Source organism: Pseudoalteromonas sp. Angola-4 (assembly GCF_028599265.1).
Lineage (GTDB): Bacteria > Pseudomonadota > Gammaproteobacteria > Enterobacterales > Alteromonadaceae > Pseudoalteromonas > Pseudoalteromonas atlantica.
Window position 1 is genome coordinate 59,267 of sequence record NZ_JAQREK010000007.1, and the last position, 26,668, is coordinate 85,934.

At 41.1% G+C, this 26,668-nt stretch carries 23 protein-coding genes; 1 reads left to right on the forward strand and 22 read right to left on the reverse strand.

Translation table 11 applies throughout. The annotated features are described in order from the left end of the window. Window positions 1–12 precede the first annotated feature (12 nt). The 17 genes from PSH48_RS10320 to PSH48_RS10400 all read right to left on the reverse strand — a co-directional run bounded on the left by PSH48_RS10320 (window position 13) and on the right by PSH48_RS10400 (window position 18,651). Window positions 13–2,052 (reverse strand): SUMF1/EgtB/PvdO family nonheme iron enzyme, encoded by a 2,040-nt coding sequence (locus PSH48_RS10320; protein WP_004585755.1) that lies wholly within the window; start codon window positions 2,050–2,052, stop codon window positions 13–15. Window positions 2,053–2,228: 176 nt separating this feature from the next. Then, window positions 2,229–5,909, reverse strand: coding sequence for an H-type lectin domain-containing protein (locus PSH48_RS10325; RefSeq protein ID WP_273611510.1), 3,681 nt, complete (start codon window positions 5,907–5,909; stop codon window positions 2,229–2,231). A 56-nt stretch (window positions 5,910–5,965) separates the two neighbouring features. Continuing rightward, complete coding sequence (locus PSH48_RS10330; RefSeq protein ID WP_273611511.1) at window positions 5,966–6,451, reverse strand: agglutinin biogenesis protein MshP; 486 nt, start codon at window positions 6,449–6,451, stop codon at window positions 5,966–5,968. Next, window positions 6,441–7,280 (reverse strand): PulJ/GspJ family protein, encoded by an 840-nt coding sequence (locus PSH48_RS10335; RefSeq protein ID WP_273611512.1) that lies wholly within the window; start codon window positions 7,278–7,280, stop codon window positions 6,441–6,443. Before PSH48_RS10335 ends, PSH48_RS10330 begins: the two co-directional genes overlap by 11 nt. After that, on the reverse strand, window positions 7,280–7,822 hold the full coding sequence (locus PSH48_RS10340; protein WP_273611513.1) for a type IV pilus modification PilV family protein: 543 nt from the start codon (window positions 7,820–7,822) through the stop codon (window positions 7,280–7,282). The genes PSH48_RS10335 and PSH48_RS10340 overlap by 1 nt, the downstream gene beginning before the upstream one ends. Beyond that, window positions 7,809–8,300, reverse strand: a complete 492-nt coding sequence (locus PSH48_RS10345; RefSeq protein ID WP_121636902.1) for a type IV pilin protein — start codon at window positions 8,298–8,300, stop codon at window positions 7,809–7,811. Before PSH48_RS10345 ends, PSH48_RS10340 begins: the two co-directional genes overlap by 14 nt. Before the next feature lie 9 nt (window positions 8,301–8,309). Further along, window positions 8,310–8,870: a prepilin-type N-terminal cleavage/methylation domain-containing protein gene (locus tag PSH48_RS10350; RefSeq protein WP_273611514.1), complete on the reverse strand. Its 561-nt coding sequence runs from the start codon at window positions 8,868–8,870 to the stop codon at window positions 8,310–8,312. Between the two features lie 22 nt (window positions 8,871–8,892). Next, a complete protein-coding gene (locus PSH48_RS10355) occupies window positions 8,893–9,477 on the reverse strand; it encodes an agglutinin biogenesis protein MshB (protein WP_273611515.1) in 585 nt (194 codons plus the stop codon). Between the two features lie 5 nt (window positions 9,478–9,482). Then, window positions 9,483–10,700 carry a type II secretion system F family protein gene (locus PSH48_RS10360; RefSeq protein ID WP_096041080.1) on the reverse strand — a complete coding sequence of 406 codons (1,218 nt, stop codon included), beginning with the start codon at window positions 10,698–10,700 and terminating at the stop codon, window positions 9,483–9,485. After that, complete coding sequence (locus PSH48_RS10365) at window positions 10,687–12,414, reverse strand: GspE/PulE family protein (protein ID WP_273611516.1); 1,728 nt, start codon at window positions 12,412–12,414, stop codon at window positions 10,687–10,689. Before PSH48_RS10365 ends, PSH48_RS10360 begins: the two co-directional genes overlap by 14 nt. Further along, window positions 12,411–13,601: a tetratricopeptide repeat protein gene (locus PSH48_RS10370; RefSeq protein WP_273611517.1), complete on the reverse strand. Its 1,191-nt coding sequence runs from the start codon at window positions 13,599–13,601 to the stop codon at window positions 12,411–12,413. The genes PSH48_RS10365 and PSH48_RS10370 overlap by 4 nt, the downstream gene beginning before the upstream one ends. After that, a complete protein-coding gene (locus tag PSH48_RS10375) occupies window positions 13,598–14,500 on the reverse strand; it encodes an ExeA family protein (protein WP_273611518.1) in 903 nt (300 codons plus the stop codon). The genes PSH48_RS10370 and PSH48_RS10375 overlap by 4 nt, the downstream gene beginning before the upstream one ends. A gap of 2 nt (window positions 14,501–14,502) precedes the next feature. After that, a complete protein-coding gene (gene mshL / locus PSH48_RS10380) occupies window positions 14,503–16,161 on the reverse strand; it encodes a pilus (MSHA type) biogenesis protein MshL (protein WP_273605490.1) in 1,659 nt (552 codons plus the stop codon). Next, complete coding sequence (locus PSH48_RS10385; RefSeq protein WP_138576997.1) at window positions 16,145–16,468, reverse strand: agglutinin biogenesis protein MshK; 324 nt, start codon at window positions 16,466–16,468, stop codon at window positions 16,145–16,147. Before PSH48_RS10385 ends, mshL begins: the two co-directional genes overlap by 17 nt. Then, on the reverse strand, window positions 16,446–17,126 hold the full coding sequence (locus PSH48_RS10390) for a hypothetical protein (RefSeq protein WP_024032505.1): 681 nt from the start codon (window positions 17,124–17,126) through the stop codon (window positions 16,446–16,448). The genes PSH48_RS10385 and PSH48_RS10390 overlap by 23 nt, the downstream gene beginning before the upstream one ends. After that, window positions 17,123–17,722, reverse strand: coding sequence for a PilN domain-containing protein (locus PSH48_RS10395; RefSeq protein WP_064386229.1), 600 nt, complete (start codon window positions 17,720–17,722; stop codon window positions 17,123–17,125). The genes PSH48_RS10390 and PSH48_RS10395 overlap by 4 nt, the downstream gene beginning before the upstream one ends. Then, window positions 17,719–18,651 carry an MSHA biogenesis protein MshI gene (locus PSH48_RS10400; protein WP_273611519.1) on the reverse strand — a complete coding sequence of 311 codons (933 nt, stop codon included), beginning with the start codon at window positions 18,649–18,651 and terminating at the stop codon, window positions 17,719–17,721. The genes PSH48_RS10395 and PSH48_RS10400 overlap by 4 nt, the downstream gene beginning before the upstream one ends. Before the next feature lie 77 nt (window positions 18,652–18,728). On the opposite strand from PSH48_RS10400, the gene PSH48_RS10405 reads away from it, so the two are divergent. Beyond that, the gene (locus PSH48_RS10405; protein ID WP_273611520.1) at window positions 18,729–19,637 is read left to right on the forward strand and encodes a 1-aminocyclopropane-1-carboxylate deaminase/D-cysteine desulfhydrase; all 909 of its coding nucleotides are present in this window, start codon (window positions 18,729–18,731) and stop codon (window positions 19,635–19,637) included. Between the two features lie 137 nt (window positions 19,638–19,774). Here the strand turns inward: PSH48_RS10405 and PSH48_RS10410 are convergent, their stop codons facing one another. The 5 genes from PSH48_RS10410 to PSH48_RS10430 all read right to left on the reverse strand — a co-directional run bounded on the left by PSH48_RS10410 (window position 19,775) and on the right by PSH48_RS10430 (window position 26,667). Then, window positions 19,775–21,448 (reverse strand): EAL domain-containing protein, encoded by a 1,674-nt coding sequence (locus tag PSH48_RS10410; protein WP_273611521.1) that lies wholly within the window; start codon window positions 21,446–21,448, stop codon window positions 19,775–19,777. A 145-nt stretch (window positions 21,449–21,593) separates the two neighbouring features. Then, window positions 21,594–22,010, reverse strand: a complete 417-nt coding sequence (arsC, locus tag PSH48_RS10415) for an arsenate reductase (glutaredoxin) (RefSeq protein ID WP_054982914.1) — start codon at window positions 22,008–22,010, stop codon at window positions 21,594–21,596. Window positions 22,011–22,019: 9 nt separating this feature from the next. Beyond that, entirely contained in the window at window positions 22,020–23,036 is a 1,017-nt protein-coding gene (arsB, locus tag PSH48_RS10420) for an ACR3 family arsenite efflux transporter (protein WP_029773089.1), read from the reverse strand. A gap of 9 nt (window positions 23,037–23,045) precedes the next feature. Continuing rightward, the gene (arsH, locus tag PSH48_RS10425) at window positions 23,046–23,768 is read right to left on the reverse strand and encodes an arsenical resistance protein ArsH (protein WP_024032512.1); all 723 of its coding nucleotides are present in this window, start codon (window positions 23,766–23,768) and stop codon (window positions 23,046–23,048) included. Between the two features lie 172 nt (window positions 23,769–23,940). Further along, the gene (locus PSH48_RS10430) at window positions 23,941–26,667 is read right to left on the reverse strand and encodes a response regulator (RefSeq protein WP_273611522.1); all 2,727 of its coding nucleotides are present in this window, start codon (window positions 26,665–26,667) and stop codon (window positions 23,941–23,943) included. Window position 26,668 lies beyond the last annotated feature (1 nt).

Consider the following 26,668-nt stretch of genomic DNA (forward strand, 5'->3'; position numbering starts at 1 on the left):
CTTGGTTAAATGCTATCGTTCGCGGACTAAGCGAAAGCCAATGTAGTTAGATCTAAAATCTGGCGCTAAAATTAATCGTGTTGAAGCACGTGCAAGGCTTGGTGCAAAGTTCCACGCCCCGCCTCTTACTGCAACATCAGATTCGCCCGACTCTTTAGCTGTCCATTCCCACACATTGCCTACGGTGTCGTATAATCCAAATGCGTTAGGAGAAAAAGAACCCACCGGTGCTGCACGTTTGTTTGACCATTCGCTACCACACCAACCACAGTTAGCTAAATTTTTACCTATTTCGTTACCCCAAGGGTATTCTGTTTCTGTACCTGCGCGAGCGGCGTATTCCCATTCAACTTCATTAGGTAAACGGTACTGCTGGCCGGTTTCGCCAGAGAGCCATTCGGCATACGCTTTCGCGTCGTTAAATGTTAAACACACAGCAGGAAAATCGCTGCTTTGCTCAAAACCTGGGTTACGCCAGTTTAAATTAGCTTCCCATACGGGTTCGCCATTTAAATAATAAGCACACCCTTTGCTTTGCTCTGCTTGTGTTTTATACCCAGTACTTGCTACAAACGCTTCATAGGCACCTACGGTAACCTCTTTGGTTTGCATAGCAAATGAGCTGGCTATCACTTTTTCAATAACCGGGCGTTCATTTGCTAAACCATTGCCGTTAATATCGCCCATCTTAAATTTACCGGCGGGCACAACTACAACATTATTTTGTACATCAGCAGAGCGATTAGTGCTTGCTGTACGACTTACAGGTTTTGGTTGCTCGCGAGTGTAAGCCGGTGCAGCAATCGACTCAGACTTTTTTACTAAGTTAGCATGAATAGTCTGTGCTTTAGTTAAATCAACTCTTACTTTGTAAGGCTTATAACCTAATTTACGTATTTCTACGTTATGCACACCACGCGGTAAACGCGTAACTAAACGCGTAGAGCCAAAGCTCACCCCATCAATAAACACTTCATCATCGTAAACATTTGAACGTAAAGTCAGCTCAACTTGCTGATTTTTCTCTTTATTTATAATTGATGGATAGTTTTTTTTTGTAGGTGCAGCTTTCACTGAATAATCGCGCACTGGCTGATTGTTCATTCGCGATACAGACACAGTGTCGGTATTATCCGCGGCGTTGCTGAATGTTAACTGACTATCAGAGTAGGTTGTACCGTAACCAGGCTGATACGCTGTCGCGAGTGGCGAGCCATATTCAGAACAATAACGGTTATCTACGTTTAATAAGTTACATAGGCGGCTGCTGTTTACTTCGCCGCGCATGGTTACGCTTAAGTTAACGTTGTAATTGCCTTGTCCGCTAAATGCACTGTTAACTACATGGCTACTTAAAATTTGTACTTGTGCGCCTGCCATGTTGCGTTTTGGTTCAACAATTCGCTCTTCTGTTAAATTAGCAAATATTTGATCAACAAAGCGCTTAGTGGCTTTTTGTAAACCCATTTGCTGGCCGCGTTGCTCACAAGCTGCGAGCGTTTCGGTACGCTTACAGTTAATTGTGTGGTTTACTTCAAGTGTACCTTCGCGGGTAAACTCATTACGTAAACGCTCTACTCGGGCTGTAGTTAATTGCTCTTTTAAGCTTTCTAAGGTGTTTAAAAGCGTATGTTTTGCAACACGAATTTGCTCTATATCTTTACGATGAGATGCAATTGCCGCCAACTGCATTGAGATGTCGTCTTTATTTTGCTTATGATCAACCACGGCTTTTTGATAGCGCGATTGGGCAGCACTAATATCAAGCGTAGGATCGTCAATTAAGCGGCGATACATTTCGTTCATCGCATCAAGTGCTTGGTTTTTCTCTTTATCAAGCTCTGTAGAGCGAGAACGAAGTAGTTCAAGTTGGTTTTGTAACTGACTTTCTTCTTTTAAGTGTTTTTCAAGTATTTGTGTCGAGTTATCGTATTCTGTTTGTTTAATACTAATCTCTGATTCAATTCCGGTTACTGTTGCTGTGTCTTGTGCAAATGCACTACTAGCTAACAAACTAGCGGAAATTAACAGAGATAAAGGAGCAATTCGCATATATTCCAGTCCCAAAAAGCGGCAATTATTTGGTCGTTATTATTGTTTATTAGAGTGTACTCACTTTTGAAAGCTGAACATTTTTCAACCATCAAAAATCAATACACCCAATGCCTTATGCTATGTACTTGAAGCACAAAACACAAGCTTTGTTCAATTATTATCTTAGTTTACAACTATTCTCTTGTTTCACGCCAGTAAATAACCCGATCATTTCCTCTAAAGCGACCAAATTGCAAAATAGCATGGGGATCTTGCTGTGAATTATCACCAAGCCAATCCCACTTTAACCAATTTTCTGTTTCGTATTCTAATGTAAATGTACCACTGCCATTTGGTATTGCATAAATAGCATTGTTTGTAGGGTAGCTGCCTGCCTCTAATGAACCCGCTGCACCTGCACCATACTCATAGCTTAATATTGGCGTTGAAGGCGATATTTGGGATAACTGCGGATACTCAAATACACTGCAGTTATCTTCGGTATTTAATACAAAGCCTGTTCCATTAAAGTACTGAGCCTGCATTGGCACACGTAATGAGTCTAAATCTGAGCCGGCATTGTTGCCTAGCACTAAGCGTCCAAAGCGAAAGTCTATTGGCACATCATTTAAACGCACGCTATTGCAATCAGTGCTGCAGCTTACTTGCGTACTCGGCTCATCGTTAGCATCAATTAACATAGCGCCTTCTGTGTTAGTGACGGTGGCCATAAGGTTAACCATAGTAAATGGGCCGTCGGGGTTATTTATAGCCAAGCGCGTTAACATGGCTGTGCTGTCACTCATTTGCCACTGTCCATCGGCTAGAGTGTTCCAACTGTTGCTGCTTATATTGGCTAACCTGCTGGTTAGCGTTGTTGCTGGTACATAATTACCAGCTTGATTGTTTTCGGCATTTATTTGTACTTGGGCTTTTTCAAAGCCTTGTTTGTAATTAGCCATTAGCTGATTGTTATGATTAAGTGCTTGTACCGTAAAACCAAGCTCAAAGGGCTGATCTAAATAGGTTAAATTACTGCCTAACTGTGTACATTGCGCAGCAGCTTGAACACCTAATACTTGATAGTGCGATGGAGCAAACCGCCCTACGTTGTTTAGCTGCCCTTTTACATCGCCCACACCAAAATAATCGCCATCTTGTAAACCCGCAAATACGTTTATAATACCCACTTGGTCATAAGCGTACTGCGATATGGATTCACTTAAGCTTCCCGTATCTGTAAAGGCAAGGGTATTTAGCGCTTCAATTTGCCCCTCATTACCAGAGCTGGGTAATACTAAGCTATGTGTTACTAAAGGAGACTCGCTAATGAAGTGTTTGGCAATGGGATTACTATGAATAGCGCTATAGTTATCAGGTATCCCATCGTTGTTATTGTCTTGCCCTGCGCGCCACTGTACTGCATTCATTTTTAAATCAAATGACTCACCCGTTAATCTAAATAAACTATCGCTTGCTGTTTGGGCATAGCCGTCACTTGCAACTTGCATCGCTAATCCAAAGGGCTTAACTACATATTCGTTAGAGCTGCCGGTTAAGCTTACTGATAAATTAGTTACTGGGTCTAATACAATTGTTGCCCGTGCATTTAAACTTAATTTAGCGGCATTAGGGTAGTTAATAGCAATAGGGGCTTTTGAGTCTTGATCAAAGGTGAGCGAAAAAGTTTGATATGCTTGCTGCACGCTATACGTATTCGCATTATTACTAAGTTGTATTGGATCTGAACACGTAGCGCCGGCACTGCAGGTATAAGCTAAATCTAAATCAACTTGACCACCTGCAGGGAATGCGGCTTCGCATACGCCTGTTGTAGTATTTGTTTTAACCGCTTGAATGGATAGCTTGGCGGCATTAAAACCCTCGCTAGAGGGTTTACCAGATAATTGAGTGGGGATACTCGCTGTATTGGCTGTGTCGTTATTAAAAATAAACCCTGCATCAGAAAAAACCACTTTGCACCCGCCCAGCCCTACGTTACTACCATTAATATAACAACGCAGCGGTGCAGATGGGTCGGCGGTATTATAGCCAAGCGTGACGGTCCCTGTGGTACGCTTTGCAAGCGCTACTGTGGCAGAGCCTGTAAAGGTAATATTTTCACCGCTTACCCAGCTTTGCTGGCCACTGTTATCTGGAGACAGATCAAGTGCGGAAGGCTCATCGTACAGTAAATCACATGCATCGTTTGCACAGGCGGTTAATGTCATTTCTTTTGCTTGGCAGGTTAAACCTTGGTTATCACTTAATGATATGCGGTAGTGATCAAGCAAAACCGGCGTAAAAATACCGCAAAACCCAGGAATACTCTCTGGCACTGTTAACGCATCAAACGTAGAGCTGCCCTCGGTTATTACTTGTGTTGCAGCGGTTATAGAGCCCTGGTATGTGACATTTTGGGCAATTCTTACCTCCCCCGTTGCGACAATGTATGCAGCAATATTTGCATCAGCCGCAATGGCTACATCGCCATCGACATATATAGCTAAATACGCTCCTTCCTCAACCACAATATTCGTTTTGCCTATGTTCAAAAATGCGCTAGAAATTAGCGACGATGTATCTTTTAAAAAGATACGGGTGGGCGCTGTTACCTTGTACTCATCTTCCAATAAGTTAAGTGCTAGTTCGTCATAAAAATAATCGCCAGCTAACGATACAGGCACATCACCGGTAGAGCTTCCATCGTTTGTGACCGTGGGTACTTGCGCAGCTTGATTTGGCTCAAGGGAGTTATACCCAGTGGCTACACAGCCTTGGCCATTACACAAAGGTGGGTTGGTGAGTGCAGTTGATATTAAATTAGTGGTGGTGATAAATTGTGCATTGCTATCGGTTATTTCCACACCTTGAACAAGCTGCACTTGTCCATCATTGTAGGTAGAAATAGCGCCAGGAAATAAAGTATCGCAATCTAAAATATCACCATTAAATACAAACGTACTGGTCATGGCCAATATAGAGGCTTCTTCTTTTACGTGGTTACGCTCTCTGTCGCCATCACGGTCTTCATCAACCACCAGCCCTAACCGATCCGCTCTTAAATTACAGCTGCGCAGCCACCCACCGTCTTCTTCAAGTCGGGAATTTTTACTTGCCACCACCAGCGGTGCTTCACTAAAGTTATTGTTAAAATTAAAGTAGTTACATCCATCATTCCAACCATCAACTTCGAACCCTGTAAAAAAGGTCTCCCAGGACACTTCTACCCCATTGTCATCGGTAAAGGTGCGATTACTGCCAGGCTCTACAGCCATGTAGGCCACCGTTTCAGTTTGAATAACACCTAATGCGGTTTCTGAGGCCTCTAACGCTATATTTACCCCGCTTGTAGATAAAGAACCACTTTGCACTGCAATGGTTAAAAAAGGCACAAGCGCTTGAGACGGCGGGTTACTATCTAAACTATTTAGTGTTTGTAACGAATGAAAAAAGTTAGGCCTTACCGCAAACGGTTTATTAAAAGTCAGTGATTTGTAACCTTTAGGTGTGATAGGTGCAAACCCCGACTTATCACCGTATTGTAGCTCAAGGCGTAAGTCGGTGTTCCCCACTTCCATAATGGTCCCATCAGGAAATTCATGCACACCATATTCTACCGCTAAATAGTGCGCGCCCATGGTTATATGCTCGCCATCTTCTCCTGATGGCTCAAGTGGCAATGCTTCAAACCCTGTGGTTGTTACATTGCGTATTCTCACTATAGCGGGGTTACCGCCTTGATTAGTGGACAACATAAATACCGCAGGAGGGGTTATGTATTGCTGCTGAAAATTTATTTTTGTCCATATGGGTGAAGTGTACGTGTCTTGTAGCTCTATAAATCGCCCTTCAATTTTAGGCGGTACAGCCATAGCGCATCGGCTTAGTAGCAAACTTATTAAACATAAAATACAGAGGGTATATTTGCTCATGGTAATGTTTTAGCCTCCACACTTAGAGTACGTTGGGTTTGCCAATATTCCTTTTGACAGGCTGCACCGGCAGCACAATCATTGGCGGCGCACGTTGCAGAGCTTTGTAAGTAGTAAATATTAACAGTGCCAGAGCGGGTGCTGCTATCGGGTAAGGCTATGTATTCACTACAGCTCAGTTCAACCTCACAATTGGCTAGATAGAGGCTGCTAAAATTCCTACTGGTGGTTACTGCACTGCATGTTTGCGCAGTGCTATTTAGTGCAAAAATTTCGCTTAAGCCGGTTTCTAATCCGCTTTGGGCTGCCATGTAAGCGCGCGCGCCGTAATACTCAATGGTATTTTGCTGCGCCGCACCCGATAACACTTTAGAAAGCGCCAGCCCTAGTGCCAGCAAAGTGACAATGATCACCAACGTAATTATGAGCAAATTACCTTGCTGCTTTTTAGCAAACGTGATGTTTTTTATATTAGGGGACATTAGGCACATGCACCTCATGGCTAATACTTATTTGTTCAGTGTCGTTAAACCCCATTTGCGCAAACACATTAACAACCGCGCTGCGCTGTAGCGAAATCTCACTTAACGTAAAAAAGGCTCTGCTCGTTAAGTTATTGGCAATATAATTACTCATTAAATCGCGTTTAACGCCCGAGCTAACCTGTAAGCTGGCGGCGTTTAATTGGTTTGTAGTAAAGCCGTAGTTGCTATAGCGATACAGTGAATTACCTTCTACACAAAAGCTAACGGGCTGCTCTAATAAATAAAGACGCTTACTCGGTGACTCTTGAGCAAATGCTTTGCTAAATTGCCATGTATCTAGCTCACTTGTAACGGCGCTGTAGCCGCTAACTTGTAAACGCTTGTTTTGACTTTCATCGTATATATCGCTGCTATTTAATGGATAAATACTTGCCCAATCGTTTATTTGTGGCTCAGTTAAATTATTAAGCGCAAAATTCACGGCGGTAATCTCAAAAGGGGCACTAGTGGGTAAGTAATCGGTATAATGAGTGGCAGATAAAAACGGCGTAAATTCTAAACATTGCTGCGTGCTACACGCTCCATTGCTGGCGTTATCACAATTTAAGCGCAGTGAGTTAGGGGTTGCGTGGCGAAGCTCTTTACTTAATCGGTTTAAAACAAAGCGACTTTGCGCCACCGCTTCTTGGCGTTTCACACCTTGGCTGTAAATATTAAATCCAGCGCTAATAAACGAAAATGACGCTACGGCTAAAATGCCAATAATTACCATAACAAGTAATAGCTCAACTAAGGTAAAGCCACGCTTTTGCTTTGCTCTATTCATTAGTAATTACCTTTATATGCACTAAAGCCGTACACTTGCCCCAAGGGTGAGGTTACTTCAATGGTAATTCGTTTAAAGGCAACGCCATCGTTATTGGTTGCCTCGTTTAGGTCGCTGTCGTATTGCACGTTCACAACCAGTGAAAAGTCGCTGTATTGCGCTAATGTATTCCCTAAACTATCACTAATAGGCTGCCCTGTGAGCGCAATATAATCATCAACATCGTTAAAATCAGCCCGTGCTTCACTGCTATCAGCACCAAGCTCAGAATGAGTACTACAAGGCTGGGCCCCTAAGCTTGTTTCGGAACAGCGCCTAAATGGTGGCGTGCGCTCGCTATGTTCATCAAATGATTTAGCTAATATTTCGTTCATTAATGCTTGCCCAAGCTCTGAGGCCCTTAGTGCGACAATAGGCTTGGCACTTTGTTTTGCTTGAGGTGCTATAAGCGCTGTAATAATACTTAGCGCAATAGCAAACATTACAATGCCAATAATCAGCTCAATTAAGGTAAAACCTGATTGTATTTTAGGGGCAGGCATAAATAAGCCCTTCACCGCTAATGCACACCGCAGCTAGACCCAGGTCAATTTTACATTGTACTGTGCAATTTTGATCTGCTCGCCCAAGTGGGTCAAAGTTAATTTGCGTAAACACATTAGCATTGCTATCTAAGGCATTAAATCGTACGTCGCTGCGCTCGGTATTGATAGCAACAACTAAATACTCGCTATTATTGGTACTTGGGCCGCCAGTACAGGTTTCTGGCTCTGGCCCCGCAACCAAGGTAGGTGAAATATACAGTTTATGGCAGCTGCTTGTTGCAGTATTTTGCATCGCGCGTAATTGTACTGTGCGTAGGGCGTTTAATACCCTATCTCTGTATGAGTATGCTTGCTCTGTTGAACTTCCTAGCAACTTGGGCACTGCCGTTACCGACAGTATGCCCAAAATAACTAAAGTAATAATTAATTCAACCAGTGTGAAGCCACGCAATCGTTGATTACTACTGCTATTCATTTATGTAAATTAACACCCACTCGTAATAAGCGTAACAGTAGGAGGCGTAACAGAAACTGGCGCCGTACCGCCGTTTGCATCTGCTGCTTGTGTATACTCAATACGACAGTCATCAGTTTGCACATAACTATTAGGATAAATAACAGCGGTACCCGCTGTGGTGGTTGCATCTATATTAAAGTCTTTTGAGTCAACAGTGTCAGCAGTGCCATCAGCATCAGCGCTACCATCCGCAAAGTCGACATCTAAAAAAGCTTCAAAAGCTGCTTCTGTCGCTGCAGGGTAGCCATACACTGTAGCTACTGCATCGCCGGTATCAACAGTAACCGTTGCACTCGCTTTTTTGTGGTCACTTGCGATAATAGATTTGCCATTAACGATGTTCATACCACTGCGAATTGAGCCTTGTAAACCTTCGAGTGTAGAAGCGTTAGCATCACCTTGAAGGTTTAAAAAACGAGGGGCAGCGGTCACCGCTAAAATACCTAAAATTACAATTACAATTATTAGTTCAACAAGCGTAAAACCTGCTTGCTTATTCATTGGTTGTTTTAATGACTGCGTTTTCATAAGTAAGCCTCTTTATAATTACTTAGTTTTTAAAAATTTGCACTTTGCCTGTTGTTGGAAAGTACGAAAACCCTACTTTTTTAGCCATAACGGCGCCATCAGTAGGTAGGTTATTGGTGTTTAAATTATGAGTTAAATAATAAATACACTGGTTGTTTTTAGTGTTATAACGCACTAAATAACTCACCTTGGTTATTATAGAAACCTCAGTACTTAATGTGCTTGTTGGCGCATCTTGTAAAATTACACTTAATACTTTTTGGCATTGCAGTGCAGTCATTGCGCTGGCCCGCGTATCAGTATTAGTCGTTTTATCACCCGTTGGTGTGCCTCTCTCTCCATCAACACCAACAATCACACCTCCGTAATTAATATGTGTTGTATTATTGACGCCCTTTGGACGCCCCGATAATTCCCACTGACCTTTGACCATCAACACCGCAGAGGCAAATCCACCAGCCACCACATCCACACTCGCATTGTGTGCCTTATTTTTAATGCCTATGTATTGAGGTATAGCAAAAGCCATAATAACTGCCAGTAAAACAACTACTAAAACGAGCTCAAATAACGAAAAACCTGTTGCACGAACATGACAGTTAGTCACAATGGCTACCCTTTAATAGCCGACATCATGTTCCACATAGGCATAAAAATACCGAGAGCTAAAATAAGCACCATAATGGCAACAAACACCGTCAAAATGGGCTCTATTTTTGCGGTTAAACTGCGTAAATCGTAATCGACTTCTCGTTCGTAAAAATCAGCCGCTTCTTGTAATAACTCATCTACGCGACCAGTTTCTTCACCCACTGCCACCATTTGCAGTACCAACTGTGAAAATAGCTCGCTACTTCGTGAAGCCCGCAACAAACTGTCGCCTTTTTCGATATCTTGACGCATGGTGATAATGGCTTTTTCCATGTAGCTGTTATCAACTGCATGGGCCGTTAACGACAGCCCTGTCGTCATAGGGACGCCCGAGCGCAGCACCATGGCTAAACTTTGGCTATAACGGCCAAGTAAGGTGCGTTTTAAAATATCGCCTACAAATGGAATTTTGAGTTTGTGGTGATCCCACTTAAAGCGCCCAGCCGACGTATTTAAATACCGACGCCATGCAACGACTCCACCCACTAACATTAGCGCTAGCAGCCACCAATAATTGACAAAAAAGTTACTGGTGCCAATGAGGATCTGGGTCATTAAAGGCAGCTCTGCATCAAACTTTTCGAACATGCTGGCAAAGGTTGGGATCACAAAAATATTTAATATGATCATCGCAACTAAAAGCGCCAAAATAACAAAAGTGGGGTAACGCATAGCGGCTTTTATGCGCTTACGAGTCTCTTGCTCTTTTTCAAAATAAATAGCCAGTTGATAAAACGCATCTTCTAATCGTCCCGAGCCTTCTCCGACTTTAACCATAGAGATAGTTAAGCGGCTAAACACCTTGTTGTGTATAGCTAACGCACTAGATAGTTCACGGCCTTGTTCGAGCTGGCGTGTTACTTCAAGCAACACACTTTTAAACTCTTTATTTTGCGTGGTATCAGCAAGCCCTATCATTGCCCTAATAATGGGGATCCCGGCTTTAAGTAAAGAATACATTTGCCGTGAAAACATGATCATGTCATCAAGGGTTATTTTTTCGCTAAATAAGTTATCGAATAACTTTATATTGTTTTTTGTTTCAACTAACGAAATTGAAATAGGTATGTACTGGCGCTTTAATAAGCTATCGGCAACACCGGCCTCATTATTTGCCTCAACACGCCCTTTAACCAGCGCACCTTTTGCGTCTTTGGCTTTGTAACTATAAAGCTGCATCGTCATCACCTACCACTTCAGGTACATATTCAGCCACTTTAAATACCTCATCTAACGAGGTAATGCCTTGCTTTGCATACGTTAAAGCCATATAAGAAAGCGGTGCAAAATTAGCGCTATTTTTAGCCGCTTCGGCAAAGCGCTGTGTGTCGTTAATACGCAGGGCATCCATCATAGCGTCGTTCATTTCTAACAGCTCAAAAATCCCCACCCTGCCTTTGTAGCCGCTATGGCTACATGCTGTGCAGCCTTGGCCTCGCCAAAACTGTGTGCTGCTAATATCTTCGCCTAAATAGGTAAGCCAGCTTTGTTCTTGTTTATCTGGGTGATACGGTGTTTTACATTCATTGCAAATACGCCTAACTAAGCGCTGAGCAATAATAGCGCGTAGTGAGCTTGCAACTAGATAAGCGGGTGCTCCCATATCAATTAAGCGCATTGCGCTTGATATGGCATCGTTGGTATGTAACGTAGAAAGTACTAAATGGCCTGTTAATGCAGCCCTTAGGCCTATATCAACGGTTTCTTGGTCACGCATTTCGCCAACCATAATAATATCGGGATCTTGGCGTAACGTGGTTCTTAATACACTGGCAAAATTTAAGCCTATTTTGTTGTTTATTTGCACCTGATTTACCCGCCCAATGCGGTATTCAACCGGATCTTCTACGGTAATAATTTTACTTTCTTGTTGGTTAAGTTCACTTAAAGCGCCGTACAAGGTGGTCGTTTTTCCTGAGCCGGTAGGCCCTGTCACTAACACCATGCCATGAGGGCGTTTTATAATGCTGCGCAGGCGTTTTAAAATATGCACCGGCATGCCCGTTTCATCTAACGATAAAAGCCCTGCAGATTGGTCGAGCAACCGCATCACAACTGACTCGCCATATTGCACTGGCATTGTCGATAAACGTACATCAATGCTGTGCGCGTGCACTTTTATATTAAAACGGCCATCTTGCGGTAACCGCTTCTCCGATATATCTAACCCCGACATAAGCTTTAGCCTAAGTACTAAAGCAGAGGCTATTTTTACTTGGTTTAATGTGTGCTCTTGCAATACACCATCAACTCGTTGGCGAATGCGTAATAGCCTTTCATCGGGTTCTATGTGGATATCTGAGGCACGTACTTGTACTGCATCTTCAAATATAGATTGCAGTAGTTTTACTACGGTGGCGTCAGAGGTTTCATCTGCTAAGGAATTAAGATCAAACTCTTCTACGTCTTCGTATTCTTCGTGTAGCTTTTCAGCAAAGTTAGTAATATCTTCTGTTCGGCGGTACACATTATCAAACGCTGCCATAAGCTGGCTTTCTTGCACAACAGCAAGCTCAATTCGCTTAGGGGCTAGCATTGGCGCTAACTGATCCAATGCTCTCAAATCAGCGGGGTCACTCATTCCGACTAACACAGAATCACCGTTATCTTCTATTACTAATGCTCGGTAGCGCCTGGCATAAACTTCTGAAAGTAATTTAGATACATCTGAAGATATTTTGCGCTGCGAAATATCTAAAAACGGTATTTGTAATTGTTGAGCTAAAAAGCGCAATAATTGCGGCTCACTTATAAACTCAAGCGCAATTAATGTAGCCCCTAACTTTCGCCCTGACGCAGCTTGCACATTGAGTGCTTCGCTTAGCTGTGCTTCGGTGATCATTTGCTCATGAACGAGTAAGTCCCCTAAGCGCATTTTTAAACTGGGTCTCATACAGCCTCCTTCAATGCGACTAAGCGCTGTAGTGCATGTTGCGTCATTGCGGCATTTAAACCGCCTAAATCTAGGGCAACTTTATAAAGGTGCTTTGCATCAGCAAATTCCCCCAACGCATCTTTTGAAGTAGCTAACGCCAGCCACCACTTAGCCTGCTGAGGCTGAAGCTGTGTAAGCTGTGTAAAACTCGCAAGCGCTATTTGATGTTGCTGCGCATTTTGTGCTGCAGTACCTTTTAATACCCAAAACTCCAAGTTTGCTTGCGGCTCAAGTTCGGCTATAAGCAGTTTAAGCACGCCTTCGTACTCTTGTTGCATAATTAAAATTTTACTGAGCATTACACGCCACTGCACAACCTCAGGGTTTATTTTTATGCCAGCAACTAATAACTGCTGAGCCATAAGTACATCTTGTTGCTGAAAATACGTTGCCGCGAGTAAATTACGCGCTTCTATATGCTCAGGTTGTGTTTGTAAAATAGCGGTTAAATCGTTAATCGCATCATCATATAAAGCAAATTCCAACGCTTGTTTAGCACGCTTTAATTGCTGTGCTATGCGCTGGGCTTTGCTTTGTTTAACACCAGCAGTTTTTACTAATTTATTTTCAGTGGGCGGCTGATCAGCCTGTGTAATGCTTTGTACTGGTGCACTGCTTTTTGCTTCAACTGGGGCATTTATTTCTGTGCTAGTGGCTACTTTAGCGCTTGCTTCTGTGGGGCTTGCTTTTTTGCTCAGTAGCGCGGCTTTGTCTGTAGCTTGTTGCTGTATTACTTCGTCTTTTGCCTGATTAGGCAATGTGTTATTGCTTTGTACTTGCGCCAGCTCTTTTTGCGTATCTGCATTAATATGAGCTGCTTTAGCGCCAGTGTTTTCTTCGCTTAATTGTTTTAAGGGCTTAATTACGGGGGTAATTTTAGCTTGGGCAATTTCAATCGGCTGGCTGTTATTATTAACCGCATATGCTTTTTCAGCCGCGTCCTTACTCACTTGTGGTACCTGTGCAAAAGGTAAATAAAGGTAGGCTGTAAAAATTAGTACAATCGCTAATAAAACACTCAGCACTTTAAATAATACATCGTGGTAGTCGCGTACAGGGGGAATAGCGACCCCGCCACTTTGCTGATTACGCTGTGCAGTTTGGCGCTGGTCGATATTTTTTAGCATGTTATTAATAACACTCATAACCATTGCCTCCATACCCACATAATTGCAATAACAAAAACACTAATAGCTAATAAGCTGTAAGCCCAGTAATGGTTAGCATGGTGCTTTTTGCAATCTTCGGTGTCTGCAATGGCAAGATGTATATGGCGCGGCGTTACTCTTTTAAGGCCTTCACCGTATGCCTGCAGTAAAACTTTATGGCATAAAATATTGACCAAACGGGGAATTCCTCGACTCGCACGCGCTATTTTTAACCCTAAACGATTAGTAAATAGTGGTGACTGATTAAAGCCTGCCACCTGTAAACGGTGATTAATATAATAAATAACTTCACTGGCGGTCATTGCACGCAATGAATAGGAAAAACTGATCCGCTGGCGTAGTTGCCTCACTTTACTATTAGCAAGTTTTTCATCTAATTCAGGTTGGCCAAATAGCACCACCTGAATAAGCTTTTCGGTTTCGGTTTCTAGGTTTGTAAATAATCGAAGCGCTTCAAGTGTATCCCAACTCAGGCACTGCGCTTCATCTATCAGTAATACAACCCGTTCGTTATCTTCTTGCAGCTCTAATAAGTAATGGTTTATTTGCTGACTTAACGATTGCTGATCTAGGCTTTTATCTACCTCCATGCCAAGTTCTACAGCAATAGCCCAACGTAATTCTTCAGGGCTTAAATAAGAATTAGGTAAATAAGCCACAAAGTAGTCTTCTTCAATTTGATTTAAAAGTTTTCTGCATAGTAAGGTTTTGCCTGTCCCTACTTCTCCTGTTACTTTTATAAATCCCTCCCCCATTTCTAGCGCTGTGGTAAGTACTTGCATCGCTTCGTGGTGCGGCTCAAGTGCACAAAAGAACTCGGTGTTTGGGGTTAAGGTGAAAGGCATTTCACTTAAATTAAAAAAGCTCAAATACATAGTTAGTTCTCATACCATGTATTTAAAAGCGCGCGGCTGTGAGCTTGTTGCTTTTTCCACGTGTCGGGCATCACCACCGTTGGCTTGATTAAAATAACGAGCTCTTTTTTCTCTTGGCGCTTACTAATACTTTTAAACAAGTTACCTAATATTGGCACATCGCCCAAAATAGGTGTTTTCGACTCTTCATCTTCTGTGGTGGTTTGCATTAACCCACCAATTACGACTATTTCACCACTTTGAGCGCGGATCACCGTATCAGATTCGCGAATATTACTTTGTGCAAGCGGCAACTCAAAACGCTGATCATCTAATGTAATCACCTTGAGCTGCTCTTCTGTTTCGGTTACCGATGGGTGAACGTGCAAAATAACTGAGCCATATTTATCAATTTGTGGTGTCACATCTAAGGCAATTCCCGAAAAAAACGGAGTTAAATCTATTTCTGGTGACGTAGTCGTTGAAGTGCCCGTTACTGTTGTGCTCGAAACGTTAGTAACAAAGTACTCATCTTGCCCCACTTTAATCACGGCTTTTTGATTGTTTGTTGCAGTTACACGCGGGTTAGAAAGCATTTGCAGGTCGCCCTGCGTTTCAAGCAAGCTAATTACGCCGCTAAAGTCGCCTTTTTCAATCGTTAACGAGGAGACCCCTCCTAAAGTAGCTGAAATAGAATTACCTATGCTGCCTGCTGTTGTTGCAAACGACACCCCACCTTCTAACCCTCTAGAAATCCGCTCCCAGTTAACCCCTTGTTGGTATTCATCTTTTAAGGTTATTTCGACAATTTTAGCCTCAAGAATAACTTGTCGCTGAAGGTTTTCTTGGCTTTGACGTAAAAAGTCTTTTAACTGGTTTATTTCACTTGGTAATGCATTAACCGTAACCAAGCTTGCCTGTGGACTGGCAACCACATAACGACCATCGTTTGAACCAATAAGTGATTTAAGAGCAAGCTCAAGCTCCTTCCAAAAGTCGTTTTGGTTAATTGTTTGGATGCGAGAGCCATTTAGCTCGGTATTTTGATTATCGCTGCCAAACTGATTATTTTGGCTCGAATTATTACTACTGTTTGAGCTTGAATTTGAACTTGAGTTGTTTTGTGAAAACTGGCTCACTCCACCAGCAACAACACTTACCGTTGATTGCCCATGGCGCTGCATCATTAAATAATTAACCGGTATAGTTTCTGTGCGCATGACCGCTGGTAACACCTGCACAATACGACCTTCTTGGACAATATCTAACGGGTACATGCGTTTAATAACAGCTATAACTTCTTCAAACGTTACGTTTTTTAAATTTAAAGAAATAACTCCGCTCACTTGTGGGTGTACTGCCACGCTGTATGGAGTATCAGCAGTTAATCCATTAAAAAATGAGCTTATTTCTACCTCTTTTGCGGCTACATCAAAACGCTTTACAGCTAACTCATTTGTTAAACTTTGCTCGCTATTAAGTGACGAAAGTAAGCTTTGTGTAAGCGCGCTACTCACCTCTACCGGGGCAACACTTTTAGCATTGTTGCTTATAGGAGCAAGCTCTTGTGCTATGTGTGGCTGAATCTCTTTTCCGGGCTTAAAACTATGGCACGCCGTTAAAAAAGGCGGTATTAAAATAAGCGCAAGCCATGGCTTTGTTATATTATTTTTTAATTTCATAGTCGTATAATTCTAATTTTATTTGCTTATCATCATTCGCTAACAACACTGAATTGGCGTTTATTGTTAGCACCCGAAATTCACCTATTACATCTCCTGGCTTATACACCTGCTTAGAAATAATCGCTTTGTATTGCTTTTCGGTTTTAATAATTGACTGTAACGACAGCGCTGCATTGCTAACTGCAGCGCCTTTTAGTATTGGTGCATTGCTTGGCTGAGTAGGATCGCGCAGTATTTCAGCTGAACTGACAGAAAAAAAGCACACGCAACACACACTCAAACTATAAAGCGATAAATTTTTCATTGGCACTCACCGTTGCGATTTGTAATGTTAACTCTGCATTAGGGTATGTTTGCACCTGATAGTTAAACTGCTGTATTAACAACTTTTGTTGGCTAGCTTTAAGGCCTTCTAAATACTGCTGTAAGCTAAAATAACGCCCCTGCAAAGTAACCACCATTTGGTGTTCGAAAAACAAGGTTTGCGTATCGTGCTCACCAAGTTTTTCTACATCAATTGCTTTTGCTGGGTTTACTCTAAAGCCAACCACTTGCACATCGGGGGTATTTACTAATAAATCCTTTAATACAGCAGGTACTTTGTTTGCTGAAATAAAGCCTTGGCTAAACGTGCTTAACTTATTATTTATATCTTCTAGCTCGCGCTGGGTTTGCCCTACCTGATTTCTAAGTACTTTTGTGTAGTCATGCTCTAATGCCTGGGTAAGCATAGAGAGCTGTGCTTCATTTTGATTGAGTTTTTGCCACAATGTATTTTGTTCAACGCGTAAACTATTTACTGCATCTTGCTGTGGAAACACCACAAACCATAAACCTAAATAAACAATAAGAAATAAGCCAACAAACAGTACAGAATACTTTTCCCGCTGCTGTAATGCCGCAAATTGTGCTTGGTATTTAACAAATAATGGCCAGCCTTTATTTTCATTTTGCTCATTCATTGTGTTACCTCACTTGAACTAAGTTCTGTAGCCACATTAAACTCGCTCACGCCATCACTGCTCGACAGCTCCAGCACTGAAAACTCCTTCCCTTTGAAAAAGCTCGAATGCTTGAGATTAGCAAGCCAAATAGGTAAAAATTTGGCTTGCTGAGTACGCCCTTTGAGCATTACTTTTTGGCCTTCAAATTTTATCTGATCAAGCCAAATTTGCGGCTCGTGGTACGCTGCCAAATCGCGCATTACATCGGCATAATCCGTTTTCGTGTGCATGGATGTATTTTCTAAATAATCAAACACCTGCTGTTTATGCAAAATTTCTTGTTGCAGTACTTTTAGCTCATCTATCAAATGCGATTTATTTTGTTTATCAGCTAATCGCTGCTTTACCACGTTTAATTGCTGCTGCGTTTGCTTTAGATAAGCTTGGCTTTGCGTAAGTAATTGCTGGCTATTGTGCTCTTCGTATAAATAAAACAACCAAGTTAATGCAACCACTAACAATGTACCTAGCCACAGCAACAGCATTCCTTTAAAGGGCACGGGGTCGCGCCTAACCCTAATGGCTTTTTGGTAAAAATTAATCCGTGTTTTCATAGCACTGAATCCGGATCAGTTAATTGGTACGCTGCGCCTAATGCGTAATAAAAGCTGGGTTCGAGATCCTGTGCTAAATCTATATTAGGTTTAAAATCAACAACCTTTACTTGCAAAAATTCTGCAAGGCCCGCCCTTAACGTTAAAGACGATAAATCATCGCAATGCAGCTGAATGCTTCTGATAGGAGGCTGTTTTAGTTGGCTTTCAAAAAAATCCATTGATCGTTGGATCTCAAGCCCTAAGGCTTCAACCAAACCGTGTGTGCGCTCTTTATCTGAAATGCCTAAAAACCCGTTTAAACGCCTAGCTAATAAAAGCTGACCATCACGAATAATTAAAATACGCGGCTCATGCCCTGCATGTTGCACTATAAGCATGTGAGCGCTTTTATCTTCACCAAACAAGGTTACTAAGATCATTTCTTCTGAGGCCATTGCTCTGAGCACAGGCTTTATTTTTGAAAAGCTATCAATAAAAGGCATTAACTGTAGTTTATTAGTAATAAACACATTCATTTTACTGCTTTGCATAGGCAGAACGATTGGGTAATCGATAAAGTCGGCAACAATGTTCTCTGGTGGAATATCAACTAAGTCTTTTGTTGTCCAAGGTAAGGATTGAATGATCTCTTCGTCACTCAGCATGGGCTTATCCATTTGCACTATTTGATAAAAATAATGAGGAACCACTAAATTTACTGGGCACACCTCAGCGCAAACTTCATTTGTGCAAGTTGCAATAGCGACTGTATAATCCGTTTGGTCCTCTACATTCACACTGTGTGAGTTATGTACGTACCACTGCCCTTGATTTTTTTTTAAACACACCGCGTTTACTGTATCTGCATAAGTAGCAATACCAATCGCTGTGCTTGAGTCTAAACTGCGATTTAACCAAGATAACAACGAAAACAGCTTTTTTTTCATATAGCTACTATTGTTAATAAGAGATTAACTAAGTGTCGTACAAGTTTTTTAGTTTGCAAGTTTAAACACGAGAAATAATGCTTAATTTATTCAATATTGAAAAAGAAAGTCCAATACAACAAATAGATAGCGACTGTCTTAAAAAGAGAAACTTACGGTTAAGTATAAAAAGAGATGACTTACTTCACCCACTAATAAGTGGTAACAAATGGCGTAAGCTAAAATATAATTTACAGCAAATGCAAGCCCTTAATAAAACACAACTCCTCACCTTTGGGGGGGCTTTTTCTAATCATGTTCACGCCTGTGCTGGTGCGGGTAAACTATTTAATATAAAAACCCACGCCATAATTAGAGGGCCACACTTAGATTCTCAAAACCCCACCCTGCAATTTGCTAAACAGTGTGCAATGGATTTACATGCGGTTACTCGTATTGAATATAAGCAGCGCCATGACCCAGATTATTTAGCTCAGTTGCAAGAACGCTTTACACAAGCCTATATAATCCCAGAAGGTGGAAGTAATACATACGCCCTGCCTGGGTGTGCTGAGCTTGCTAAAAGCTTACCAAAACATGATTACTTAGTATGTCCCACAGGAAGTGGAGGAACTCTTGCAGGCTTAATTGAAGGTAGCTATGAGGCCACACAGCTGTTAGGAATTGCGGTATTAAAACAAGCCGAGTACTTGAATAATGAAATTACAGCACTCAGTAAAAAAGCAGGTCAGCAATCCAATTGGCAGCTACTTACTGAGTTTCATGATGGCGGTTATGGCAAATTTAGTAATGACTTATGGCAGTTTTGCCAACGCATGCAGCAGCAACATAACTTACCTCTTGAGCCTATATACAGCGGTAAAATGATGTATGCACTATGGCAACTTATCGAGCAAGATTACTTTGCTGCTGGTAGTCATATAATGGCGATTCATACAGGCGGTTTACAGGGGCTCAATGGGCTAAAATATCGTGGCCTGATCTAGGGCTATCAACCTCAGGGCATTAAAACATGCTTACTTAGGGCCAGTTTAACCACGGTACAGTGTTAACCTAGTGAGCTCTACAACCACTGCTAGAGTGGCCCTTTTGGCTGCGCTTAGCTTAAAAGGATTAACTGGCCTTAGTAAAACGTGGCATGTGTGTATTCTTGCAAGGGCTCAGAAAAGTAAAAACCTTGTGCGGCAACTACCCCTAGTTTAGCCAACATAAGTAGCTCTTTTTGGGTTTCTACACCCACCGCGTACACAGGTATATTGAGCAACTTGCTTTGCGCCACAATGTTTTTAACTTGTTTTTGCTGTTGTGTTTTTTCATCCACATTATGAACAAGCGGATACCCTAGTTTAATACCGCTAACTAATTTTTGAGAAGCAATTTGGTTAATGTGCTCCACATTCTGTACATTATCAATCACCAGCAAACTTTGTAGGGCTGTCAGTTTTTCAAAGGCGCCTGCTAGTTGCGCTTGGTACTTAATAAAGTCTGCTTCGCTAATTTCAAACTGTAACTTTCGCTTTGTCGTAAAATCTTTCATATTGGTGACAAACCAGCTCCAAAACTGCTCGTTAAACCAATTACTTATATGCAAATTAACGCTCACCGTTAGAGCACTAGGCTCAGCTAAAATAAGCTTTTTAACTTGAAGTAGCACCGCTTTATCTAACTCAAATGCTTGGTGATTGTTAAAGTCTTGATTAATAAAGTAACGCGCAGCTAATAAACCGTGCGGTTGCTGCCTAATTCTTATTAGCACTTCATGTTGTACAATATCGCCGCTGGTGATCATAAATAACGGTTGAAAGAATAAGATAAATTTATTCTTTTTAATATTTTCAATAACCTGCTTACTTGAAATTAAGTTCCCTTGCTCGTGCTGTAACGCGAGCCTATGCCAGTGCTGAATTAAGCTTTTTTCTGAAAATACTAAGGCCGACTTAGCGAGTTTAAAAATAACGGGTTGCTCAGTCGCATATCGATAATCGCACAGTCCAACCTTTATGTTTTTACGCGTTACTGTGCTTCGATAACGCTTACAAATTTGATAAACGCATTCGTGTAGGCTTTCACTGTATGTATCTAGCTTTGCTACGGGGATATTATTTAAAGTAATAGCAAGGTTGTTAGCATCAAATACATTAACTGATACTGCAGGAAGCTCTTTAAAATATTTTGCTATCAATACCTTAAAGCTTGCTTGGGTATCGGTATTTTCATCAAACACACAATCACATTTCACTATGGCAAATAAGCTATGACGCGCTGCACTAACACCGTACATAGACTTTACTTCGCAGTTTAATGTGGTGATTTGCGTAGAAAGTTTTTTTGCAGCTTTAGTTTTGCTGTAAGGCAATGGCGGGTTCGCTGCCGGTTTTGTTACTAATACTTTCCACCATCTAACCCACCAGCTAGTGGCACCTAATATAATGATATTTAACAGTAAAAATAAGTAAGCTTGCTCCACCCAGGCAGGCCAGTGGTATAAACTTATGCTGAGCGTTTTATAGCTAAATACATCGTGCTGTATATCAACTAAGTATTTGAAGTGTTCGGCATTTGAGTGTGCAGCCAGCATAAAGCCCTTACTTTGCACCAATGCCTGCACTATTTCTTTATCGGCATTGGCATTAATTTGCAGCTCAAAAATTTGCTGCGTTAACTGCTGACCATTTTTATGAATTTTTTTATGGAGCGTATCATTTAAAAGCACATTAAAAATAATTACCACCAGCGTGAAACTGGTTAAGTAAATTATTTTTTTTTGCTCAGCAATTTTTATTAAGGCTTTATGCATAGTGCTCTCTGTGGCAACGCGACTATTTAAAGTGTTGTTCAAAATAGTCATTAGCACAAGCAGGCAAAGCAAGTTTAAATGTTTATAATTTTGCTAAACAAAAAAACCCCGTGTAAACGGGGTTTTGGCAAATAGTTTATTACTTTTAGGGTTGCTCGCCCTGCGCGTTTAATATCATTTCGCCGTCTTCTTTGTATAGCTCGCCTTTAGGCCATTGCGCTAATAGCGTTAAAACTTGCTCACTAGGGCGACATAGCTTAACCCCTTTTTCGGTGCACACTATAGGTCTATTAACCAATATAGGGTGCTCAAGCATGGCCTCTAAAATAGCTTCATCTGTTACATTTTCATTTAACAAGCCTAGCTCTTCAGCAGGCGATTTACTCACTCTCAACGCTGTTTTTGGTGTTAAGTTTGCTGCGGCAAATAACGCTAACAATTGAGGTTTTGTCCAGCCCTCTTTAAGGTATTCAATAACCGTGGGGTTATAGCCAGCGGCTTTAATAATCTGCAATACATTGCGCGATGTACCACAATCAGGGTTATGATGAATAACGACCATGACACTCTCCTAGTTAAACCAATGACGCGTTTTATTAGCAAAATAAACTAAGCTAAGCATAACAGGTACTTCAACAAGAACGCCCACAACGGTGGCAAGCGCAGCACCAGAGTGTAAACCAAATAATGAAATGGCTACGGCAACAGCGAGTTCAAAAAAGTTAGAAGTTGCAATCATGCAAGCTGGAGCTGCAATATTATGAGCTAGGCCCATTTTTTTTGCGGCTATATAGGCTATTGCAAAAATACCGTACGTTTGAATAAGCAGCGGAATAGCAATCAATACAATGGCTTCTGGGTTATCTATTAATGTTTGAGACTGAAAACCAAATAAAAGTGCCACCGTTGCCAGTAAGCCAATTATAGAATACGGTTTCATTACCTTTAAAAAGTGATTTAACCGTGTGTGATCTTCACCCTTATCTAACTTTTTGCGGGTAATAGCGCCTGCTATTAATGGAATAAGTACATACAAAACCACCGAGAGTAATAACGTGTCCCACGGTACCGTTATGTCTGTTACCCCTAGTAATAAACCTGCGATGGGCGCAAAGGCAAAAATCATAATAATATCGTTGATAGATACCTGCACTAACGTGTAATTAGCATCGCCTTTTGTTAATTGACTCCACACAAACACCATTGCAGTACATGGTGCTACTCCTAATAAAATCATACCGGCTATGTATTCTGTTGCCGTTTGTGGGTCAACAAAGTCTGCAAAAATGCCTTTAAAAAATAACCACCCTAGTAAGGCCATGGTAAAGGGTTTTATGAGCCAGTTGATAACGACTGTCAGTACTAAGCCTTTAGGCTTTTTGCCTACATCTTTAATAGAGGAGAAGTCAATTTGCACCATCATTGGGTAAATCATAAACCAAATGAGTACAGCGATAACAATATTTACATGTGCATATTCTAAGCTTGCAACAACACTAAATACATCGGGTACGGTGTAACCGGCGACAATCCCTACCGCGATTGCCAGCGCAACCCACACCGATAAAAAGCGTTCAAATAACCCCACAGTAACCTCCTAAATGTCTTTTTGATTTACGCGTTTACTGAGCTGCTCTGCTGTTTCTACTCGCTCAGAGTATCTATCAACAAAGTAATCTTTTTGGTCGCGCATTAATAAGGTAAATTTTACGAGCTCTTCCATTACATCCACAATTCGATTGTAAAAAGCGGAAGGCTTCATTCGGCCATTCTCTTCAAATTCTAAAAACGCTTTAGGCACCGATGACTGATTAGGTATTGTTACCATGCGCATCCAGCGCCCTAATACGCGTAACTGATTAACCACATTAAATGACTGTGAACCACCACAAACCTGCAGCACAGCCAGCGTTTTACCTTGTGTAGGCCTTACCCCACCCAGGTTTAATGGAACCCAATCAATTTGGTTTTTAAATACACTCGTCATAGCACCGTGTCGCTCCGGCGAGCACCATACTTGCCCTTCAGACCAGAGCATTAAATCACGTAGCTCTTGCACCTTAGGGTGCGTCTCATCTTCACTATCTGTTATGGGTAAACCTTCAGGGTTAAATATTTTAACCTCAGCACCAAAGTGGGTTAGCAAGCGTGCACTTTCTTCTATAACTAACTTGCTATATGAGCGAGCTCTTAGCGATCCGTATAACAATAAAATTTTAGGTTTATGAGATGAAAACGTTAGCGTGAAATCCTTAACGGTAGGAGGAGTGCTTTGTGAAAGTTCTAAATTAGGTAGCTCGTGTTCAATTGATTTACTCATAATCCTTAACCTTGTAGTTCTATAGCGAACTAAATATATATGAAAAAACGAATATATGAAATTTCACATATTAAAAGGTGTGAGTCAAACCCTATTTATATAAAATTTTGCGTTTGGTTTTTTAACGTTGCAGGCGTTAAAGCCTGCTATTAAAGGTAGGTAATTGATAAGTTTATTTATTTAAGCAGCTAATTATTGTATCGCGTAATGTTTTAGCTTTTATTGGTTTAGCAACATGTGCATTCATACCAATAGATAGGTAGTGAGTAATATCATCTTTCATTACGTTTGCAGTTAACGCAATGATAGGCATAGAGGCAAGCGCAGTATTACTGTCACTGCGTATTACTTTAGTCGCTTCTACACCGTCCATAATGGGCATATGAATATCCATTAAAATAATATCAAACGTTTCTAATTTTACGGTTTGTATGCATTCTAAGCCATTTTCTACTACGTGCACTTGCGCCCCACTGGTGGCTAATATATCGGATACAATTAACCTGTTTATGGCGTTATCTTCCACAACGAGTATTTTTACCCCTTGCAGTGGCTTTTCGGTGGCAGGTTTATGGGTATTACTTGTAGAAGGGCTAACCACTTTGCTTTTCATCGCTTCAAATAACACGCTGGTAAGCACAGGCTTATGCAAAATAGTTTTAATGTTTATCTTTTTAGCTATGTCGTAAATTGCGTCGTTTTTGCTTGCTGTAAGTACAATAATATTGTTGCAAAGTTGTGGATTTACTTTGTAAATGCGGGTAAAAAACGTTTCACTGCTCATGGTCGGCATTTCACAATCAACAATAATAATTTTATAAGTGTTTATATTTTCTTTAATTATCTCTATTGCATCACTTGCCTGCGTGCAAGGCGTACAACGCAGTCCCATTGCACTAAGCTGACTTTTAATTAAGCTTAAATCATCTTCGTTATCATCTATTAGCAATACATCAAATGGTTCAGCAAATGATAACTGTGGGCTGTCTTCTATTAATGCCTGGGTGTTTACCTCAACGTTTATGGTAGCAATAAACTCACTGCCTTCACCCTGCGTACTGCTTACAGAAATATCGCCACCCATTGCTTGGCATAAACGTTTACTAATGGCTAAGCCTAACCCAGTTCCCCCGTATTTTCGGGTTGTAGAGCTGTCGGCCTGAGTAAATGACTCAAACAAGTTAGGTAAGCTTTTTTCATCAATACCAATGCCGGTGTCTTTAACACTAAAGCGTAAAACAGTACTTTTGGTGTCATGGGGGGCCTCTTCTGCGTCTATTTGTACCGAAACAGCTCCTTTAGAGGTAAACTTAATCGCGTTAGAGCACAAGTTAATTAATACTTGGTTTATACGCACCACATCGCCAACTAAGTTATGTTTCACGTTATCACTAATATTAATCTCAAACGCTATACCTTTACTCCGCGCCCTATTTTCAAATGTGGTCGTTATATAATCGACAACCGCGTTTAACGAAAATGCAAAGGCCTCGAGTTTGATATTTCCTGACTCGATTTTTGAAAAATCTAAAATGTCATTAATAACCACAAGCAATTGATCTGACGAGTACTTTATTTTTTCTAAATACTGTTTATCTTCTTCAGGTAAGTTTTTGCCCAATAAAATATTTGTCAGCCCTATAATGCCACTCATTGGGGTTCTGATCTCGTGACTCATATTGGCTAAAAATTCAGATTTTGACGAGGTAAGTTGCTCTGCTTCTTCTTTAGCTTGTAATAGCTCTTTGGTGCGTTGCTCTACACGCGATTCAAGTCGTAGCTTTTCTTCATCAAGCGCGTGTACAAGCTGAATGCGGCGGCGGTTTAATCGTAATACAAACACTAAAAAAGCGCTCAATACAAAAATAGTAATGGCGGCGCTGTAAATTAACACTTTATTTTGTTCAAAGTAACTCGGCTTGTAGTAAGCAATAATCGATTTTTCTGGCAGGCTTTGCGGGGCAACATTATATTTTTTTAGCTGTCGCCAATCGTATTTATGAACACTTAAATTTTCATCGCTTATAGTAGGTAACACGTTATTTTCACTGTAAGAAATAATAGCTTCACCCACGCGTTTACCTATTTTCTCACCTGATAAAACATAACCACCCACTACACCTGAGCCCAATAAAACTTCCCAGTAGCTAAAAATGGGGGCGTTACTATGCTGAGCGAGTAAGCTGACGAGCTGATACGGGCTAATCGACTTATTTTCGTAATTTCTAAATATAGGGGTAAACAAAATAATGGCGTCTGAAGGCACATTTTTTACTTTTTTCATCAGTTCAGCAGTCGGAAGATCAAACCATTGCTCAATCTCTAAATACGAAAAATCTTGGCTGATAATATTGAACAGCCCTGTATAAAAGTTTATACCTATTTCATTTTTAGTATCCAAGATGACAATGAGCTTTTTAGGTTTCATTAAATTAACCGCGCTGGCGGTTGCTTGCTTGTAGTCTAACTTAGCCTGCATTAATGCATTGTTAGTGTTTACCGGTAGCCTAAACTGCTCGCCAGGCTCAATATAAATTTTTGGCGTGCTAGTAAAAAAATCATTCAATTGTGATATTAACGTGGCTGCTGAGGGTGATAGCGTGACAACAATATCTATGTGCTTATTTTTATATTTTTGCTTAAGGTAGTCGCTCATTAATTGCTTTTGAGTGGCCTCATCAAAGCGCCCTACATCAATGTTTTCAACAAAAAGCTCATAGTCAAAAGTCCGTGTTGATAGCTCGCTACTCAAGCCCTCTTCAACACTTTTATGCCAAGGCATATATTGGTTGGTAGAATTGATAAATAAGACATTGGTAATTTTAGAACCCGGTTGAGCGCTTACCGGCAAACTGGCAAATTGAAAAACAAGAAATAAGAATAAAATAAGGGCTTTCATG